Raw genomic sequence first — 19,560 nt, forward strand, 5'->3', positions numbered from 1 at the left:
AATGGAATGCGTCTTAATTTACAAACCAAACTGACGATTTTCGTTGCGGTGGTCGTGTTTTTGACCGCCACGCTGGCCAATTTGACGAGTTTTCAATTCGCCAAAACCAGTCTGATCGGACAGATCCACCAGCGATTGCAGACCGCCGCGCACGATCGCCAGCAACGCATTCTCGCCTACGTCGATCAGCAGAAAGAACGGGCGCTGCTGGTCGCCAGCCGAACCCGCCTGCGGAGCTATCTCGCCGAACGGATCGAGGGCACGGTCGGCGAAGCGAGGTTTCGCCAGGGCGTCCAGCGGATCCTGATCGACGCCAAATTGAGCACCCCGGAGTTCTTGTCCATCTCGATCACCGACCCACAAGGCCAAGTGATCACGTCGACCGACGAAAGCCACCTTGGGAACAACTACTCCGATCATCCCGACTATTCACAAGGACGCATCGATGCCCATTTTGGGACTCCGTTTCAAAACGACGACGGCCAATACGTTGCCTGGATGACAGCGCCGGCAAAGACCAACGACGAGGAGTTTCTGGGAGTAGTGATGGTGCTGCTGGACGTCGATGGCTTGATCCGGATCCTGCACGATTCCACCGGCCTGGGAGACTCCGGTGAAGTGCTGATTGCTGCGCAACAAGGCAACCGACTGCACTACCTGATCCCTTCGGCAAAGCCGCACGACGACGCGTCAGAGAACCTCGAAACGGAGGCGATGAATCGAGCGATTGCTGGTGATTCGGGCCAAGAAGTGGGCCGCTATGCGGGAACCGACGTGCTGATCGCCTGGCGACCGATCACCTTGCAAGACCCCGAATTCCAAAAATGGGGCATGGTGGTGAAAATGGATTGCGAGGAAGCGTTCGCGCCGATCGGCAAGCTGCGCAACATGCAATGGTTCCTGGAAGCCGCGCTGGTGTTGCTGAGCGTTCTGGGGGCGTTTGTCCTGGCCAGACGGTTCACGTCTCCGATTTCACGACTCGCCAAAACCGCAGACATGATTGCCGGGGGTGACCGCTATGCCCGAGTCGCGGTGGATTCGGATGACGAACTGGGACGACTGGGAACGTCCTTCAATCGCATGACCGACGAATTGGTGAGGGCTCAGGTGACGCTCGAAGATCGGGTCGAAGAACGGACGCGGGAGCTGGCCGAATCCAATCAATACTTACAGAAAGCGCGTGAAGAGGCCGATCAGGCGAATCGAGCCAAGAGCGAGTTTTTGGCCAACATGAGTCATGAGATTCGCACCCCGATGAATGGGATCATCGGCATGTCGGACCTGTTGGACGGAACACCACTTTCATCGGAACAACGCGAATACCTGGGGATGGTTCGCGGGTCGGCCGATTCGCTGCTGCGGCTGCTCAATGACATTCTGGATTTTTCCAAAATCGAAGCCGGCAAACTGGAATTGGAATCGATTGCGTTTGACCTGAGAGACACGGTGGAACGGACGGCCCGCTCGCTAGGTCATCACGCTGCAGACAAGGGACTGGAACTGGCCTGCCGCGTCGACCCGGACGCCCCACAAGTCATCGTCAGCGATCCCGGACGGCTCCGTCAAATCATCGTCAACCTGGTCGGCAACGCGATGAAGTTCACCGAGGCCGGTGAGGTGGTCGTCGCCGTGGACCTGGAGGACCGCAGCGAAACGCATGCCCAACTGCACTTTTCGGTCCGCGACACGGGGATCGGCATCCCAAAGGAAAAACAAGACAGCATTTTCGAGTCGTTTTCACAAGTCGACGCATCGACCACGCGTCAATACGGAGGCACCGGGTTGGGGCTCTCCATTTCGGGTCAACTGGTCTCCATGATGGACGGTCGGATCTGGGTGGAAAGCGAACTGGGCCAAGGGATGACATTTCACTTCAATCTGAACTTGGAAATCGGGCAACCGCTGACGCCCTCTCCCCCGGCCGCGTTGGAAGATCTGGCAGGCCTGCCCGTGTTGGTCGTCGACGACAACCGAACCAATCGATTGATCTTCAACGAGATGCTTCAGTCCTGGGGGCTGGCCCCGACGTGTGTCGCCGATGGGCAGACGGCGCTGGAGGAACTCGAACGCGCCGCCGCGGCCGATTCGCCCTACCAACTGGTGCTGCTTGATTGCGTGATGCCGAACATGGACGGCTACGATGTCGCCACCAAGGCCCACGAGCCAGAACACCCCCGTTTCAAAGTCTTTACAAAAGTCGCAAGAACCAATAGTTTCAGCGTTTTCGCTACTTCAGCTTGCGACATGGATCGAAAAGACCTTTCCAGAAGAACACGGAGGAACGAAATGCCAGCAAAACAAAAAAGGGGGACAGCGCGCCCACCACAGCAGCCCGGCGGCCGCAAACAACATTGCGTCTGACGGAGCTTTGGGAAGCTCTTCCAGACGAACAGAAGAGAAAGGCAGCACGGGCACTCGTGCAAATCGTGGACAACGCGTTAGCGGCTCTACCGGAAAAGGAGGCCGATCATGAACGCGATTAAGACCACAGCAATTTGCGATTACAACGATGACAAGCAGAGTGTGTCGCTGCTTGGAAAGTTTTCTTCAAAGGTGCAAGATCGACATCTCTGCAAACTTGCAGTTGTCTACGTTCGACAGTCCACGCAGCGCCAAGTTGTCGAAAACCGGGAATCGCGTGAGCGTCAATACGGCCTAGTTAATCGCGCCGAACAACTCGGGTGGGCTCAAGAGAGAATCCTCGTCATTGACGACGACCAAGGGATCAGTGGCAGCTCGGCGGATAATCGACCTGGGTTTCAACGACTGATGACGGAAGTTTCCCTCAAGCATGTTGGAATCGTGTTGGGGCTGGAACTCAGTCGCCTATCGCGGTCTTGTAAAGACTGGCATCATCTCATCGAAGTCTGCGGGGTGTTTGGTGCGCTGCTTGGAGATGAAGACAGTATTTACGATCCTCTCGATTCAAACGATCGGCTCCTCCTGGGAATGAAGGGTGCGATGAGCGAGTTCGAATTGGTGACTATCAAGAACCGGCTGACACGTGGTGTGCAGAATAAAGCTGCGCGCGGCGAGCTGATTCTTTCAGTGCCAATCGGATACGTCAAATTGTCTGGTGGCGAAGTTGTGAAAGACCCTGATGAACAAGCTCGATCGATGGTTGAACTTGTTTTCGAGAAGTTTGAAGAAACGGGTTCGGCTTACGGCGTATTTCGATATCTTGCCGATAATCAATTAAAAATGGGATTTCGCCTCCACAAGGGGCCCCGTCGAGGCGAACTTGAGTTTCGTTTGCCAACATCAGCTCGCGTGCTCAACATTTTGAAGCACCCCATCTATGCCGGTGCCTATGGCTACGCAATGCGACGCAATTGCAAGATGCATCGGAACGTCGACAATCTCAATGAGAAGGGTTGGTTCTTATCGCCGGAAGACATGGGCGTCTGCCTCAGAGACAGAATGCCCGCGTATATCACGTGGGACCAATATCTCGCTAACCAAGCGAAGCTTCAAGAAAATCGTTCGACGCGGAAAAGCAAGGGAATTCCGAGGCGTGGGGACGCGTTGCTTGCTGGGTTGGTGAGATGCGGACGTTGTCACAGGCAAATGATCACGTCTTATAAGACCGATAAATTGCCGTCGTATTGCTGCGATGAGTTCGTGCGAAACCAGACTCTTGAAGGATACTGTGGTCGCCTCGCTGCGAAGTGGATCGACGAGCTTGTTTCATCACAAGTGCTTCGAGCTGTTGCGCCCGCAGCGATCGAACTGAGCGAAGCAGCGACGAAAGAAATCGAAATCGAGAGACAACATCTACATCGACAGTGGAACTTGAAGATCGAACGCGCTCAGCAAGAATGCGATCGGGCAAGACGTCGATATGAAGCTGTCGAACCCGAGAATCGACTTGTCGCACGGACTTTGGAGTCAGACTGGGAGGCCCTACTGATCGACCTTCAAAACATTGAGGATGACTACGAGCGGTTCAAGTCGACTTCTCCAATTCAACTCAGCGATCAAGAGAAACTGCGGATCAAGTCTCTGTCATCATCTGTCCCTGAAGTCTGGAGGGCGGAAAGCACAACGAACGAACATCGCAAAATCATCATTCGCTGTCTCGTCGATCAAGTCATCTTGACGATCGAGGATGGCACTGAAAATGTTGATGTAACCATTCTCTGGCAAGGTGGTTTTCGGAGTCAACATGCGATCTGCAAAGCGGTTGGATCATACTCACAACTAAGTGACTACGAACAGCTCTGCAAACGAATTGAGGAACTTCACCGGCAAGGGCTTCACCATCGAGAGATTGCAGCTCAACTTAATGAAGAAGGATTTCGCACAGCTCGCAGGCGCGGGAAGTTCACGACGCAAAATGTGGGAGACTTGATACGGCGTTTGAACCTACGTGGAGAATTGTTTCGCGATGGCATGCTCGGCAAAGATGAATGGTGGATTCCAGATCTGGCTGACAAGCTTGGCGTCATTCAGCAGAAGGTCCACTACTGGGCCAGGCAAGGCTGGGTTCACTCGCGGCGGACGCCCACAGGGAAGCACTGGATTGTCTGGGCCGATCGAGAAGAACTGCGCAGACTTCGGAAACTCAAGAAGCTGCATGGGTCGTACATCGCCAAAAATCATCCAGTCTTGGTCACGCCGAAAGACCGACCGTCCGATCCTGATTCATAAGCACTTCGAATTCATTCTCGCCAACTTCTTTTATGGAACCAAAACAGGGATATCCTGATGTCTGAATCAAAATGCTGGAAAACGATCAGCTGCGACACACCAAAACCATCATTATCTCCTCGGCGACCAGCGAAGACAAACAACGGTGCAGCGACCTAGGCGTGGCCAGTTATGTGACCAAACCCGTCGTGCAATCGGAGTTTCTCGAGACGATCCTCAACGCCATGGTATCGCCCGATGACATTGTGGACATCGATCCACCCAACGATGTCGAGCAGCCCGATGTGGCGTTGCGTGTATTGATGGTCGAAGACGGTTATGTGAACCAGCGTGTGGCCAGCGGGTTGCTGGAACGCATGGGACACCAAGTCCAAGTCGCCGGTGACGGAAAACTCGGCGTCGAGGCCTGGCGAGACGGCCAGTTTGACGTGATCTTGATGGACTGGCAGATGCCCGTCATGGATGGGCGAGAAGCGACCCAACAAATTCGTCGCGAAGAAGCGTCCACGGGAAATCACATTCCCATCATCGCGATGACCGCCGCGGCCATGAAAGGGGATCGCGAACGATGCCTGGAAGCCGGCATGGACGATTACATCAGCAAACCCATTGACCCCAAGGAATTGGCCATGGTCCTACGGCGACACGCCCCCGACGATTCCCCCGCCGCCACGGAGGCGTCGAAAGAGGCGTCCACGGATGATGCAACCGTCCAGCCCAACGCGGAGGCAGACGGGGAAGTCACACCCGATCCACAACCCGACTACGAGGTCATCGATATCGAACACGCCCGCAATCGAATGCGAGGCTGCAACGACGCGTTCTTGACGGAAATCGCGAAAGTCTTACGCGAAGAGGCGGCGCAGCGTGTCAAGGAAATCGAAGACGCGCTGGCGGCCAGCGACGTCAAAGTCGTCACCCGAGGCGCGCACACGCTCAAAGGCGCCGCGGCAAATTTTGGCGCCAAACCCGTCGTCGAACTCGCCGAGCAAATCGAACGACTCGGTAAAGCCGACGACTTGGCTCCCGTCCCCGATCTCCTCGAATCTCTCAAACAGCAAGTCGCCCGGCTCGACGTCGAACTCGAAGCCTTCGTGAACCGGCAAATCGATCCGTAGCCTTGATGGCGGAATGACAGAATGGCCGCCAAAACCTCTATCCCCCGGCTACTTGATTTGAATCGGTGAGGTTGCGGGCGGATCGTTGCCTTCGATCTTTCGCATCAACGCGTTCAGCTCAGCAACTTTCTCGGGGTGCTCCGCGGCCAGATTCGTTTGCTCGCCCAGATCGGATTTCAGGTTGTAGAGTTCTTCGACCTTCTTTCGATCGTCTTCGACCGCGTAGCCGTGAAAGAAGGCGTCGGCTTTGAGGTATTTCCAATCGCCCTGACGCACGCCGGCGTTGTTGTAATAAAAATGCTCGCGTCCGGTTTCGCGGTTTCCCAACAGCAAATCGGTCTGGTCGATACCGTCGATGCGGCGATCGCTGGGAACTTCAAATCCGGCCAAGTGTGCGAAGGTCGGCATGAAGTCGATGGTGGCGAAAATGGCGTCGGAAACGCGTCCCGCAGGCACCTTGCCCGGCCAGCGGACGATGCAGGGCAGTCGATAGCCGCCCTCATAGCACGACCCTTTGCCGTTGCGAAGCGGACCGGATTGGCCCCAGAAAATTGATCCGTCGGGATGGCCCTTTTTCCGGTCGGTGTACTTCGGTTGGTTCCACGGCCCGTTGTCGCTGGTGTAGATCACCAACGTATCCTGGCGCAACCCCAGGTCATCGATCACATCGAGCAGCCGTCCCGTTTCGTAATCGAACTCTTCGACGACATCCCCGTACAATCCGCCGGCGGACTTGCCGCGGAAACGATCCGAGGCGTCAATGATGGTGTGCATCATGGTGTGGGCGAGATACAACACGAACGGCTTGTCCGGGTCGCGTTTGTCTTTCAGATACTCGATCGCCTTGTCGGTGTAGAGTGTGGTCAGGCTGCCCATGTCATCGGTCGCGCCGGCCGGTTCATTGTTCTCGTGGAACCGGACGTTGCCGCCGTCGTTGGCCCCCAAGGTTCCGAAGTAATAATCGAACCCTTGTGCATTGGGCATTCGATCGAGGATGGCTTTCCGGTTTGACACGTCCCACTTGCCGATGCAGGCGGTTTGGTATCCCGACCAGCGAATCAACTCGGCGAACGTGATTTCCGACGCCGGCATGCCCCAGCCCTTGCTGCGAAGCGGTTGGCGTCCGGTCAACAGCGCCGATCGCGACGGTCCGCAGACCGTCTGAGAGTAAAACGAGGTGAACCGAGTGCCTTCGGTCGCCAACTGATCCAACCGCGGCGTCTTGTTCGTTTCGTTGCCATAGCATGCCAGGTCGGCGTAGCCCTGATCGTCGGTGAAGACGATCAGGATGTTGGGCTGCTCCGCCGCGTTGAGCGCCGAGACCAATAGAAAAAGTAGCAGCGAACCAGTAGAGCAGGCAAATCGAACAGATTGACTCATGGTGATCTCGCAAAAACGCAGTTTGGTGAGGCGGCGTAGGGCATGCTGTGCATGCCACAAGTCTAGTTAGGGCATGCTTGTGCATGCCACAGGTCTAGGTAGGGCATGCTGTGCATGCCACAAGTCACGCAGCGCGTGACCTACAGTTCTAGGCCAACAACGGATCGACCGTGCCGGTGCTGTCGGCGAAACGCTTCATGTCCAGCCCCATCAAGCGGGCCTGGGTCAGCCACAGATTCGCCAGCGGTGTGCCTTCGGGCATGTTGATGTGCTGGCCGGACTGAACGCTTTCACCTCCGCCGGCGACGATGATCGGCAAATCGTTGTACTGGTGCGTGGAACCGTCGCCCAACCCGGACCCATAGGTGAACAATGTATTGTCCAACAGCGACGTACCATCGGCCTGTTCCACCCGATCCATTTTGTCGATTAAGTAGGCGTACTGTTCCATGTGAAAACGATCGACCTTCAACAGATCGTCGATCATCTTGGTTTGATTGTGCGACATCTGGTGATGGCTTCGCGGTTGATCGAACAGACTTTCAAACAAGAAGGGCGTATCCCAACGTTCGGGTCCGACCATAAACGTCGTGACATTGGTCAGTCCGGTCTGCAATGCAACGACCATCAGGTCGCCCATCAAGCGGATGTATTCACCGCGGGGCAGATAGGCTTCGGGCGGTTCTTCGAAGTCGACTTTGGCAAGTTCAGCCTTCATGTTTTCCAGCCGATCCATTTGCGTTTCGATCGTGCGAATCGAATCGAAATACTCGTTGAATTTCAACCGGTCGGCGTACCCGAGGTCGCGTTGCAACGATTTGGCGTCTTCCAAGACGAGATCGGTCACATCACGGTAGCGATCGATTTCCTGGGTCGAAAACAGTCGGTGATACATCTTCCGCGGGTCTCGGATCGACGGTGCAAGGTGTCCGGTGCCGTACCACGAGATGTTGTCAAAGTAGATCGATTCCTTGTTATCGCGGTGACTGTTGCAACTGAATTCGAGCGTCGGAAACGGAGTCGCCTTGCCGACTCGATCGGCGACCAGATGATCCAGCGTTCGATCCAACGGCCATGCGGTGCCTTTGATCGTGTACGGTTCCGCACTGCTCAAGTAACACGAAGCGCATTGCGCGTGGACATCGGTCCCTTGCTGGAACGTCCGGTCCATGCCGGTGATCAAATTAATTTTGTTCTTGAAGGGTTCCAGCGGTCGCATCGTGGGCGTCAGCTCGCCCAGCGGTTTGACGCTGAAAAAGGGATCCTGCTTACCCAGCGACGTCATGACATTGCCGAGGTTCCCTTTGGGGATCACATCGTTGGCCTCGCCGGGAAAGAACCCGCGTCGGACGACACCGATCGGCACGTAGAAATGCGCCATCCGCTTGGGCACGCTGATCGCCGATCCGGCCGTCGCCAGACTTTCCATCCAAGGCAGCGACAACGCCGCGCCGCCGAGTCCGCGTAGGAAGGTTCGTCGTGAAGTGCGGTGCATCATTCGGCCTTGGGGTTGGTTTTACTTTGAAAGGGTTCGCTCCGGATCACTTCCTTGATCAGCGTTTGGATCTTGTAACCATCGTCGGCGGTTGCCGCGGCGATTTGGTCCAGTGCGATCTGATCCGGTGCCGACAATTCACGGGCGAGCCCGAAGGACAGCAGGTGGCCGGCCAACGCGCGGGTGAAACGATCTTTCTCGGCCAGCACCGCATCCTTGAATTCGACCACATCCTTGAACGCGTGCTTGCGAAACAAGGTGCCCGCGACATCCACCGACCGACCGTTTTCATACTGGCTTCGCCACCGGCCGACCGGGTCATAGTTTTCCAACGCGAATCCCAGCGGATCAATTTGCTCGTGGCATCCCTTGCAATCACTTCGTTCACGGTGCAGAGAAAGCCTCTCGCGCAGCGTCAGATGTTCTTCACCGGCCGGCGGTTTCTCACCCAACGGCGGCACATCGGCCGGCGGCGGGTCGGGCGGATTGTTGAAAATGGCGGTCGCGATCCAAGCCCCACGCGTGATCGGCTGGGTTCGATCGGGACCAGAGGTCATCGTCATCACGGCCGCGTTGGTGATCACGCCTCCACTGCGCCGATCCGATACGGGAACCCGACGAAACTCCAACACCGTCACCCCGCCGCCCCGTTTCTGGATGTCCGAAGATTCGCTACGAAGCTCGCCATAGGCATCTTCCAACAACACCGAGCGGTAGGTGAAATCGGAGTCAATCAACTGTGTGATAGGATGGTTTTCGATCAAGACGGTTTCGAACAACAGCAGCGGTTCGATCATCATGTGCATGCTGTCGCGGTACTTCGCGAAGTAAAACTCCGGATACTTCTGCGGATTCGGAACCGACGAAATGATCCGTTCCAACTGCAGCCATTGGGCCGGAAAACTGTCACAGAACCGTTTCAGTTTTCTGTCCTTGAGCATCCGGGCGACCTGGGCATCCAAGGTGTCGGGCTGTTTCAATTCCCCTGCCACAGCAAGCTCCAGCAGTTCTGCATCCGGGATGCTGCCCCATAAGAAAAACGACAGCCGTGACGCGAGTTCCAAATCATCGACGGCTTGGGCCGTCGTCGAATCGCTGGATCGATCGTACAGATAGAGAAACGCTGGCGATGAAATCGTGGCGGCGGCGATCGATTTCATCGCATCGGTCCATTCGACTCCCGCGGTGAGCTGTCGCAACGTGAATCGGACGTATCGATCGAGAACGTCGTCGCCGACCGGGCGTCGAAAGGCGCGGGACAGAAAGGGTTTCAGGCGCTGCCGCAGTTCCGCGTCCAAGTCGGCATCGTCTGCCGGCGCGGCAAAAAACGTTTGCCAGATGCCGACGTTGTGGGGAACAAAATCGGGACTTTGCGTGATCGATTGCCCGAGCGCAAGAAACGCTTCCATCAACAAGGGCGATAACGAGAGGTGGTCGCCGCGGTTGTCGAAACCGTGTTCGGCGCGGAGGTCTTGCGGAAACGCCGCCACACCCGCCAGACGCGGTTCGATCAGCTGCGACTTGCCCAGCGGACGACTTCCCACCGAAACAACCTCGGCCATCCGGCCGGTTTCCGGTTGAAAGTACCCTTTGTGCTCACGCACCATCCGCTCGGGAAGGGTGAAGACGATGCATTTTAGATCGAACAAATCGATCACGGCGTTGTTGTATTGAAAACGATTCATCCGCCGGATCGGAGTGTGCGCGAAGGCCTTCTTCTCGGCGACGGACGCCTGAAGGATCGCTTTGAGTTCCGAAACCAGTTTGCGACGCAGTTTCGGGTCCAGCGGTGGTTCGTCTTCCGGCGGCATCTCCTCCAAATCGAGTACATCGATCAAACCGCGGACGAGTTCGGTGTTTTGTGAGAGACCTTCTGCACGTACCGCCAGCAAGTTCACGTCGCCTTCGATTTCGTCGTTCGCACCATGGCATTTGACACAGTGCTGTTTGAGTGCCGGTGCAAGGATCTCGGCAGAGGCATCGGGGTCGGACGCGGCGGCTGAGCAGAAAAAACACGCCAACAGCAGAAGCGGGACGATGATCGCCAGGGCCGAGAGTTTCTGGAATGCGTGATTCGGCATCACTGGCAAATTCCGCGAGTGCGTGGAGGGATGACCAAGAGGGGCGGGTGGGAGGCAGGAGCGGAAATCGCCGGCGGTGGAGTCTTGGCGGATTTCGGCCAACGTCAAGTTTAACCTGTCCGAGCCCGTCACGCCAACGTTGCCGCAGGCCTGTCGGTTGCGGCCACGTGCGACGCCACCCCGCCACCCCAGCGGGACGCGTTAGCGACCGGCGCGTGATCGATCCACGACCCACACGCGCCACTGGCTCACGCCACGTGCTGGTGTGCCGCCAGCGAGACGCCACCCGACCAGAAAGCTCGTTACAATGGCCGATTGGTCAGGGCAGTCACCCCCATGCAACGGGACGAAACGATGGTACTCCGATCCGTGTCTCCGGCCATGCTGGCCACGATGATGTTCTGCGGCGTCGCGACCGTTCTGGGCGGTCAAGCCGACGACGATCTCAAGCGAATGGAGATCGACAAGGGCATCGTCGCACTCGTCGGATTACCCGACAACAACGTCGACTACTTGATCGACCTGTGCCAGGCCAGTGAACTGACGGTCTATTTCCAAACCCCTGATGCTCGCCAGGCCCACGACGTGAGACGAGTTGCCGATGCGGCGGGTGTTTTGGGAACGCGTTTGTTCGTCCAAACGGGATCGGGTCGGTCCATTCATCTGGGCAACAACATGGCCGACCGCGTCCTGGTCTTCGAATCCGACAGCCGCGCACCATCACGGCAAGAAATCTTACGCGTCTTGCGTCCCAAAGGTGTGGCGTTTCTCGGTGACGAAACCTTCACCAAGCCGGTTCCCGAGGGCGCCGACGATTGGTCTCATCCGTATCACGGCCCGGACAACAATCCGCAATCCGACGACCAATTGGTTCGTGGCAGCTTGCGAACCCAGTTCATCGGGTACCCGAAATTCAGTCCCATGCCGGAACAGACGGTCGTCGCGGGCGGGCGGATCTACAAAGCGATGGGGCACATCGCCCACAAGGCCAACCAGAACGACATGCTCAATACGTTGTTGTGCATCAACGCCTACAACGGAACGATCCTATGGCGACGTCCGCTTTCCCCCGGTTTCATGCTGCACCGCAACACGATGGTCGCGACCGACGACGCGCTTTACCTGGGCGACCACGAAGCCTGCAAAATCATCGATGGTCGAACCGGAGAAACCATCGATGAAATCAAGGTGGGGACCGACATCAGTGACGGCCCGGTCTGGAAGTGGATGGCGATGCGTCACGGAATCCTGTTCGCGATGGTCGGTAACCCCGAAGCCAAACTGGAAACCCAACGCGCCATTCGACGCGGGCTGGGGCACTGGCCTTGGGGCATGTGGGACGGCCACGACTACAACGACCCCCGTACCTCGTTCGGCTTCGGTCGAACGCTGGTCGCGATCGATCTGAAAACGAAAGAACGCCTGTGGCACTATCGGGATGACGAGTTTTTGGACGCCCGCGCGGTGTGCATGAACGAGAGTCAGATTTTCTGTTATTGCCCTGGCAAATTCCTGGCTTCGATCGATCGGTACACGGGAAAGCTGAACTGGAAGAACACCGACAAAGACCTCTTGGATGCGATCGGCGACAATCAAAAGGCACAGCACTACATCACCGGTTACGCCACCACGTGCTACATGAAGTGCAATGCGGACTACCTGTTCTTTGCCGGACCACAACGCGCTCGCATGGTCGTCGCCTCCGCTCACGACGGCAAACTTGCCTGGACACACCCGACGGGCAATCTGCAACTGGTGCTTCGTGACGACGGCGTTTGGGCGGCCGGTCCGCAAAAGTCAGAAAACGGAATGAAGTTCGATTACGGAACCGGCGACGTGCTGGCGACGTTTCCCGCCCGCCGCGCCTGCACGCGGGCGACCGGTTGCGCCGACAGCATCTTCTATCGTGCCAACGGCGGCACCGTTCGAGTGCTGACGGAGTCCAACACGGCCCAGCACATCGACCCGATGCGTCCGCCGTGTCAGGATGGCGTCATCATTGCCGGCGGACATCTGTACTGGGGGCCTTGGATGTGTGGTTGCCAATTGTCGCTCTACGGCAACATCGGTCTGCGCCCCGGGGACGATGCGGCCGACGAAACGAACGACTCGAACGAACCCCGCTTGGTCCGCGGCGACATCGAGGCGGCGGTCCAATCGCTGGACATCCATCCCGGGGACTGGACCACCTACCGCGGCAACAATGCCCGCACGGACACCTCACCGGTGGCGATCCCCGAGGATGTCCAAGAACGGTGGGCGGTCCAAGTTTGTCGCGATGCGTTGCCGACCGCGCCGGTCACCGCCGGCGACATGGTCTTCATCGCCGATCGCACCGGTGCCGTCCAAGCGATCGACGGGGAGGGAAAGTCGGTCTGGAAAGCGTACACGGCCGGACCGATCTATTACCCGCCGGCGGTCGCCCACGATCGCGTTTACGTGGGGTCAGCCGACGGACGAGTCTACGCCTTCGCGGCCCGGGACGGACGATTCCTGTGGTCGTACCGCGTCGGTCCGAAAGATTATTGGATCTCCGTCTATGACCGTCTTGTTTCCGCATGGCCCGTCGCGGGCGGCGTGGTGGTCGACGGTGACACGGTTTACGCGGCTGCGGGGATCACGCACTACGACGGCACCCACGTCGTCGCACTCGATGCGCGGACGGGAGCGTTAAAGGTTTCCAACACGACGTCGGGAACGTTGGAACGTGAAGTCAACAACGGCATCAGTCTGCAGGGCAACCTGACGATCGTCGATGGTGAACTGCGATTTCTTGCCGGCGGCGTCTATGAGACGGCACGCTATGACCTGGAAACACTGGAGTGCCTCAACACGCCACGGGCTCAAGTCAATTCGCAATTCCGGACGGCGTTCTACCCGTATTATCCGGCGTATGGAAAATACGTCTCGTTGGATTACCAGTGCAGCGATGGCTGCCAGCTCAGCCACGACGCCAGTTACGAAGGCAGCCAATTCGTCAACTTGGCTCGCCAACAGCCGTTGGCACCGGGGACTCCCAAACCCTACAAAGAAGCGGCGCGGTGGGTCCGTCGTGGCGGTGAAGCCCCCAAGGCGATCTGGCAAGACACGGGCAATCGACGGTTCACCAGCTTCGCCGTCACCGATGAAACATTGCTGGCGACGGGCCATCCCGATGGGAACGAATCCGACGCGTTCCTGGTTTCGATCAACACTCGAGATGGCAGCGACAACTGGATCAAACCGTTACCCGCACTGGCCGTCAAAGGCGGCGTGTCGATCGATCACGCGGGACGGATTTCGGTGGCGCTGGAAAATGGGCAATTGCTCCGCTTCATGCCCGAGCATTCGGGGCGGTGATCCCCTGCAACCTCGTTCCGCTGACTCCTGCTACTGTTAGCGGTAGGGCGCAAGCCGTCCGATCTTTCCCCAATACCGCTAAGTTGAGCGTCGTTTCCTTAGTTGAATGCCCGTAGGCTCGCGCCAAACGGCTAATCTTTGTTTGATATCAGCCGGTTCGCGCCAGCGCGAGAGGCCCCTCATCGATGTTAACTTAGCGGCCTTGGGACTTTCCCACCGACTCGACAAGTAACGGTAACCGCTTGGTGAGGGAGGAAAATCTTAACAATCCGCTGACTCTAATGTTTTCTATGTTTGTTCGCGATGAAGCCCGGAGGGCCTAACAGACTTCGCCTGCCCGGCGAAATCCGGTACAGAGAAAACGTTAGAGTCAGAAAATCCATTAAGGGATTGCGTTGTCCTTTTCGCACGATCCTGGTGATCGATCGAATTTTCGCGGCATCTCGCCGTTTCAGTGCCTCATCTTCGGACAACACCCATGGGTTCCAATCGTCAATTCACCTTTCGCCCCGTCGGCGAATCATTGGAACAGCGGCGTTTGCTCGCGGCGATCGAATTGCCAGCGGTTGAAATGCACTCGGAACTCTCCGGCGACGTGGCCGTCGCCCAGGTCAGCGAATCGACAGTCTCCACGCAATCCGTCGCGGCGGCCGCGGCGACGGGGATCGTGGCTCGGCATCGCATGACGTCGACGCAGTACAACGCCGAAGTCGCACGCCTGCAGGACCTCGGATATCGCCCCTTCCACGTCTCCGGGTATGAAATTGCCGGCCAAGACTACTACGCGGCGATCTGGAAGCCCACTGGCAGCACCGCCTGGCAAGCACGCCACGGCATGACGTCGTCCCAATACCAGCAGGAATTCACAGCCCTGGTCGGCCAAGGCTATCGACTGACCCACGTCAACGGTTACACGATCGGCGGGATCGATCGCTATGCCGCGATTTGGGAAAAATCGTCCGGGCCCGGATTTTACGCCCGTCACAGGATGACCGGTTCACAACTGCAAAACTTTGACAACGATTACACCAGCCAGGGCTATCGAATCACAAAACTCAGCGGCTACGCAATCGGCAGCCAAAGCTACTACGCCGCGATTTGGCAGAAACAATCGGGGCCGGCCTACGTGTGGCGTTATGGTTTGACGTCCGCCGAATTTCAAGAACAGTCCGGCCAGTTCGCCGCATCAGGCTATGACGTCGTTGATGTCAGTGGCTACAGCGTCGGAGGTGTCGATTACTACGCGGGGATCTGGGAACAGCAATCGACAACCAGCGGCGTGCTCCGCCACGCCTTGAGTTCATCCCAGTATCAATCCGAATTTGACGCGTTGTTGGCGCAAGGTTACGAACTCCGTCAGGTGGATGGCTACACGGTCGGAGGCATCGACCGCTACGTGGCCAGTTGGACCAAGCCCGCCCAAGCGTTCACGGAGTTGCCGATTTCCGGCACGATGCTTCCGCAACTCTCGGCGCTGACGGAGACCGTCGAGCAATTCATGATCGAGCGACAGATACCGGCCGGGTCGATTGCGATCAGCAAAGACGGCCAATTGCTCGGTGAGATCGGCTTGGGTTGGAGCGATCACGATCAAACCGAAGCGATCGATCCGGATGCGATGTTTCGATTGGCAAGCGTGACGAAGCCGATGACCGACGCGGTGGTCACCAAATTGATCTCCGAAAGCGTGCTCAGTTTAGACGATCAAGTCTTTTGCGCTGCGGGGGCGAGCGATGACTGTCTACTAGACATCACGCCATGGGGCACGCCCGATGCCCGACTCTCCCAAATCAACGTAGGGCATCTGCTCGAGCATCGCGGCGGCTGGGACCGCGATCTTTCGGGAGACCCGGTGTTCAATCAAATCGCGATCGCCGGTGCGTTGGGGATCAGTTCGCCTCCCAATCAATATCAGATCGCACAGTACGTGCTCGGGCAGCCGTTGGATTTTGATCCGGGCACGCGCTACGCCTACTCCAACTTCGGCTACATGATCCTGGGGCTGGTGGTCGAAAACAAAACGGGACGCGACTTCACGGAGTATTTGCAGAACGAGATCTTTCGACCGATCGGAGTTGCGAACACGGAGATTGAACTGGGTCGTAGTCTGCCGGATGACCGCAACGCTCGCGAGCCGAACTATCGCCATCCGTCACTGGGGACCAGCGTGTTTGACACGTCTCAGCTCGTTGCCTTTCCCGACGGAGCGTTCCATCTGGAATCGATGGAATCCTTTGGAGGCCAGATCGCCTCGGCGCGGGCGGTCACAAGCTTTCTGGATCGATACTGGATCAGCGGAGAACGACGCAGCGGCGGAAGTGCAAACTACACGTTCTATGGTTCCTTACCGGGCACCGTGACGATGGCGCGGCAACGGCTCGACGGATTTAACGTCGTCGTCTTGCTGAACCAAAGGACGGATGCAGCGGGAAACACCTATGACGTCAACGTGTTGAAAAGCCGAGTCGATGCGGTGCTGGACACGGTGGACGTCTCGATCACGACGCAAGACACGATCGGACTTTATCAAGGCGACACGTCGTTGTTCCACCTGAAAGAATCGTTCGGCGCGGGGCCGTCGGATCAGTACTTCGCGTTCGGTCCGAGCGGAAACGCCGGCTGGACGCCGCTGGTCGGCGACTGGAATGGTGACGGAACCGACACCATCGGACTGTACCAGGGCGATGCGTCGCTGTTCCATCTAAAGGATTCGTTCTCGCCCGGAGCTGCCGACCACTACTTCGCATTCGGTCCCGCAGGTACGGGCTGGATTCCGCTGGCCGGAGACTGGAACGGGGACGGCATCGATACCATCGGACTCTACCAACCCGACGTGTCGCTGTTCCACCTCAAGGATTCGACCACACCGGGAGCCTCCGACCATTACTTCGCGTTCGGTCCCGGCGGCAATGCGGGCTGGACACCCGTGGTCGGCGACTGGGATGGCGATGGCAAAGACACCATCGGGCTCTACCAACCCGATGCGTCACTGTTTCATCTCAAGAATTCGTTCACCGCCGGAGCATCGGATCAGTACTTCGCCTTCGGCCCGGGTGGAAACGCCGGCTGGACTCCGATGACGGGGGATTGGAATGGCGACGGCACCGACACGATCGGACTGTACCAACCGGACGTCTCTCTGTTTCACCTCAAAGATTCGTTCACCCCCGGCGCCGCCGATCACTACTTTGCGTTCGGGCCCAGTGGAAACGCCGGCTGGATTCCGCTGGCCGGTGATTGGAACGGCCCGACCATCTCCGCCAGCTCAACGGCCGCTGTTGCAGCGAATTTCGTTTCGGCGGCTTCGATGCCGGCGGCGAAGGCATCACCGACCGATTCATCCGACCCGACTGAAGAACTTACCGCGTCTGAATTGTCAACGCGGGTCGTTCGCCATCAGCAGGTGGATCAAGAAATCAACGCACCGGCCGAAACCGACATTGCCCAGACGGAGCGACAGACCCCGAACCGAACGACTCCAGCCATGTCCGGAACGTCGCTCTCAGCTCAGGAACTCCGCTTGCTCGACTTGGCTTGGCAGACGTGGAGTTGAGCTCGGTAGGCAATGCTGTGGATGGGATTTGGGTCAATGCCGCGGAATGAATCCTGCATCAACGGGTACAAGATCGCAAGGCCGCTACTTCTGCAGAAAGACAAACGTTCCCAGCTTGGACGCGGTGGCGACATCGACGCGTCCGTCTTGGTTCAAGTCGGTGGCCAGAATCTGAACGCCGACGCCGGACGCGTCGTCGATTTGGTGCGGTACGTACCGGACCCCGCCGCCGGGTTCACGTCGCAGTTCAAACCAATAGACCACCGGCGGCGCACCGGGATCGATGTCTCCGTCGGGACCGTGCGCCCAACGTCGCTTTCCGGTGATCAGATCCGGCAATCCATCGCCGTTGATGTCAGCCGATGCCAACGCATGAGGCTGGGTGAACGCCACGCCATACCGGTCGATCGCCGAACGATCGCCCATGATCAGGTGTTCGCGAAACGCCATGTCCGGTCTGGTCCCCGATTGTTCGTACCACGCCAATCCCCAGCCATGCGCATCGACGGCGGACAGCACGTCTTGATCTCCATCGCCGTCGACATCGTGCGCAAACATTTGTGCCCCGCCACGGCCCGTTGAAAACAGACCGCGATGAAACTTCCATGGGGACGTCCGCGACGCATCGTCGGGCTGTTCATACCATCCGTCGTTCAGCAACAGATCCAGCTTGCCATCGTTGTTGATGTCGCCGACGCCTTGGCCGTGATAAAACTGCGGCCAGTCTTCGGGTTCGTCGATCGGAATGAATCGCCACGGTTCGGTCGGATGCGATGGATCGGGCTGAATCGAGCCCCAACATCCGTCCCAGTGGCAGATCACTTGGGGAACACCGTCGCCATCCAAGTCCACGAGCGTAGGCGATTCACCTTTGACGCGATGGAACGCCACGTGCTTGTTCCAGGGGGCATCCGATTTGCCTGGATTTTCGTACCAGATCGCTTCGTGTTTGTGGACGCGACCGAGTACCAGGATGTCTTGACGGCCGTCGCCGGAGAAATCGGCAACGAAGCTGAACATGCTGTTGCTGGGACTTTCCGCGGGCGGCAAGGCGATCGGTTCATAAAACGCGTGAGAGCGTTGAAAGTCGGGACCTTCATACCAAAACGGTCCGGCGACCACGTCCAAGTCTCCATCGCCGTCGATGTCACCGCACGAAACGCCGTCGCAGTAATACAGGTCGTTCAAGACCAGTCGCTCGAATCGGATCGCATCGCCGGTCGTGCGTTGCGATGGAACCGGCGGCTGTTGCGCTGCGACAATCGCTATCGAGAAAACCAACCAACAAAGCAGGGTCAGTGCACGTGTCATCTCAAAGCCTGGCAGAAAGAAGCGAATCAAAGCGGCCCATCATACACCGCGAATTTGACACGCGGGGTCGCAATCAATCGCGGAGTCTGAACCGACGGGCTATAGTGCTACGCAGAACCATTTCAGGTGAACCGTCGGGAGGAGATCAAACAGACATGTTCGGGTTGTTCGGCTCCAAGCCACCCCTGACGACTCGCCAGCGGGCCGAGTTGGAATTGCTGATGCGACGCATCGTCCAACGCATCGGCGAATCAACGGTGCAAGAAGTTGACCGCTTTGATGGGAGATCGACGCCCCGGTGTCGCGATCGCTGCGATGAGAGCGGCGTATGCGCTCGGGATCGACCTGTCGGATCACATCGGCGAAATGACAGCGTTGCTGGACGATCCGTCCGTGGATTTTGCCGCAGTCGTTCAGCTGATCGGCCAGCTGGGAGAACAGGGGCAACGCGCCGATGCCGCGATCTGTAAACATTTGGCGCGATCGATCAGGAATTTGGAGGATGAAAAGACAGACATGTTGCTGCGTTGCCTGCGCAGCATCTGCACCGACCCTGCCGCAACGATCACAAAACTGATGCCTCAGATGGACCAGGAGGAGGCCCTTCGCTGGCTGCAGCGCACACACTAGGGA

General features: G+C 57.8%; 10 protein-coding genes. 6 read left to right on the forward strand and 4 right to left on the reverse strand.

Going from position 1 to position 19,560, the window contains the following annotated elements; translation table 11 throughout:
- Nucleotides 1-6: 6 nt before the first annotated feature.
- The 3 genes from TBK1r_RS19250 (at nucleotide 7) to TBK1r_RS19260 (ending at nucleotide 5,768) form a co-directional block, all read left to right on the forward strand.
- Nucleotides 7-2,361 carry a hybrid sensor histidine kinase/response regulator gene (locus TBK1r_RS19250; protein WP_145214171.1) on the forward strand — a complete coding sequence of 785 codons (2,355 nt, stop codon included), beginning with the start codon at nucleotides 7-9 and terminating at the stop codon, nucleotides 2,359-2,361.
- A gap of 108 nt (nucleotides 2,362-2,469) precedes the next feature.
- Nucleotides 2,470-4,650: a recombinase family protein gene (locus tag TBK1r_RS19255; protein ID WP_145207905.1), complete on the forward strand. Its 2,181-nt coding sequence runs from the start codon at nucleotides 2,470-2,472 to the stop codon at nucleotides 4,648-4,650.
- Between the two features lie 71 nt (nucleotides 4,651-4,721).
- Complete coding sequence (locus TBK1r_RS19260; RefSeq protein WP_145214174.1) at nucleotides 4,722-5,768, forward strand: response regulator; 1,047 nt, start codon at nucleotides 4,722-4,724, stop codon at nucleotides 5,766-5,768.
- A 48-nt stretch (nucleotides 5,769-5,816) separates the two neighbouring features.
- Here the strand turns inward: TBK1r_RS19260 and TBK1r_RS19265 are convergent, their stop codons facing one another.
- The 3 genes from TBK1r_RS19265 to TBK1r_RS19275 form a co-directional block, all read right to left on the reverse strand.
- The gene (locus TBK1r_RS19265; protein ID WP_145214177.1) at nucleotides 5,817-7,148 is read right to left on the reverse strand and encodes a sulfatase-like hydrolase/transferase; all 1,332 of its coding nucleotides are present in this window, start codon (nucleotides 7,146-7,148) and stop codon (nucleotides 5,817-5,819) included.
- Between the two features lie 148 nt (nucleotides 7,149-7,296).
- Entirely contained in the window at nucleotides 7,297-8,646 is a 1,350-nt protein-coding gene (locus TBK1r_RS19270; RefSeq protein WP_473772437.1) for a DUF1552 domain-containing protein, read from the reverse strand.
- Nucleotides 8,643-10,724 carry a DUF1592 domain-containing protein gene (locus TBK1r_RS19275; RefSeq protein ID WP_145214180.1) on the reverse strand — a complete coding sequence of 694 codons (2,082 nt, stop codon included), beginning with the start codon at nucleotides 10,722-10,724 and terminating at the stop codon, nucleotides 8,643-8,645. The genes TBK1r_RS19270 and TBK1r_RS19275 overlap by 4 nt, the downstream gene beginning before the upstream one ends.
- A 354-nt stretch (nucleotides 10,725-11,078) precedes the next feature.
- Here TBK1r_RS19275 and TBK1r_RS19280 point away from each other — a divergent pair, with 354 nt between their 5' ends.
- Both TBK1r_RS19280 and TBK1r_RS19285 read left to right on the forward strand, forming a co-directional pair.
- Entirely contained in the window at nucleotides 11,079-14,063 is a 2,985-nt protein-coding gene (locus tag TBK1r_RS19280) for an outer membrane protein assembly factor BamB family protein (protein WP_419580151.1), read from the forward strand.
- A 478-nt stretch (nucleotides 14,064-14,541) separates the two neighbouring features.
- Complete coding sequence (locus TBK1r_RS19285) at nucleotides 14,542-17,616, forward strand: serine hydrolase (protein ID WP_145214186.1); 3,075 nt, start codon at nucleotides 14,542-14,544, stop codon at nucleotides 17,614-17,616.
- A gap of 84 nt (nucleotides 17,617-17,700) precedes the next feature.
- Here the strand turns inward: TBK1r_RS19285 and TBK1r_RS19290 are convergent, their stop codons facing one another.
- Complete coding sequence (locus TBK1r_RS19290; protein WP_145214189.1) at nucleotides 17,701-18,927, reverse strand: FG-GAP repeat domain-containing protein; 1,227 nt, start codon at nucleotides 18,925-18,927, stop codon at nucleotides 17,701-17,703.
- Nucleotides 18,928-19,206: 279 nt separating this feature from the next.
- Between TBK1r_RS19290 and TBK1r_RS19295 the strand changes: the two genes are divergently transcribed.
- Entirely contained in the window at nucleotides 19,207-19,557 is a 351-nt protein-coding gene (locus tag TBK1r_RS19295; RefSeq protein WP_145214192.1) for a hypothetical protein, read from the forward strand.
- Nucleotides 19,558-19,560 lie beyond the last annotated feature (3 nt).

It is taken from the genome of Stieleria magnilauensis, assembly GCA_007753675.1.
GTDB lineage: Bacteria > Planctomycetota > Planctomycetia > Pirellulales > Pirellulaceae > Stieleria > Stieleria magnilauensis.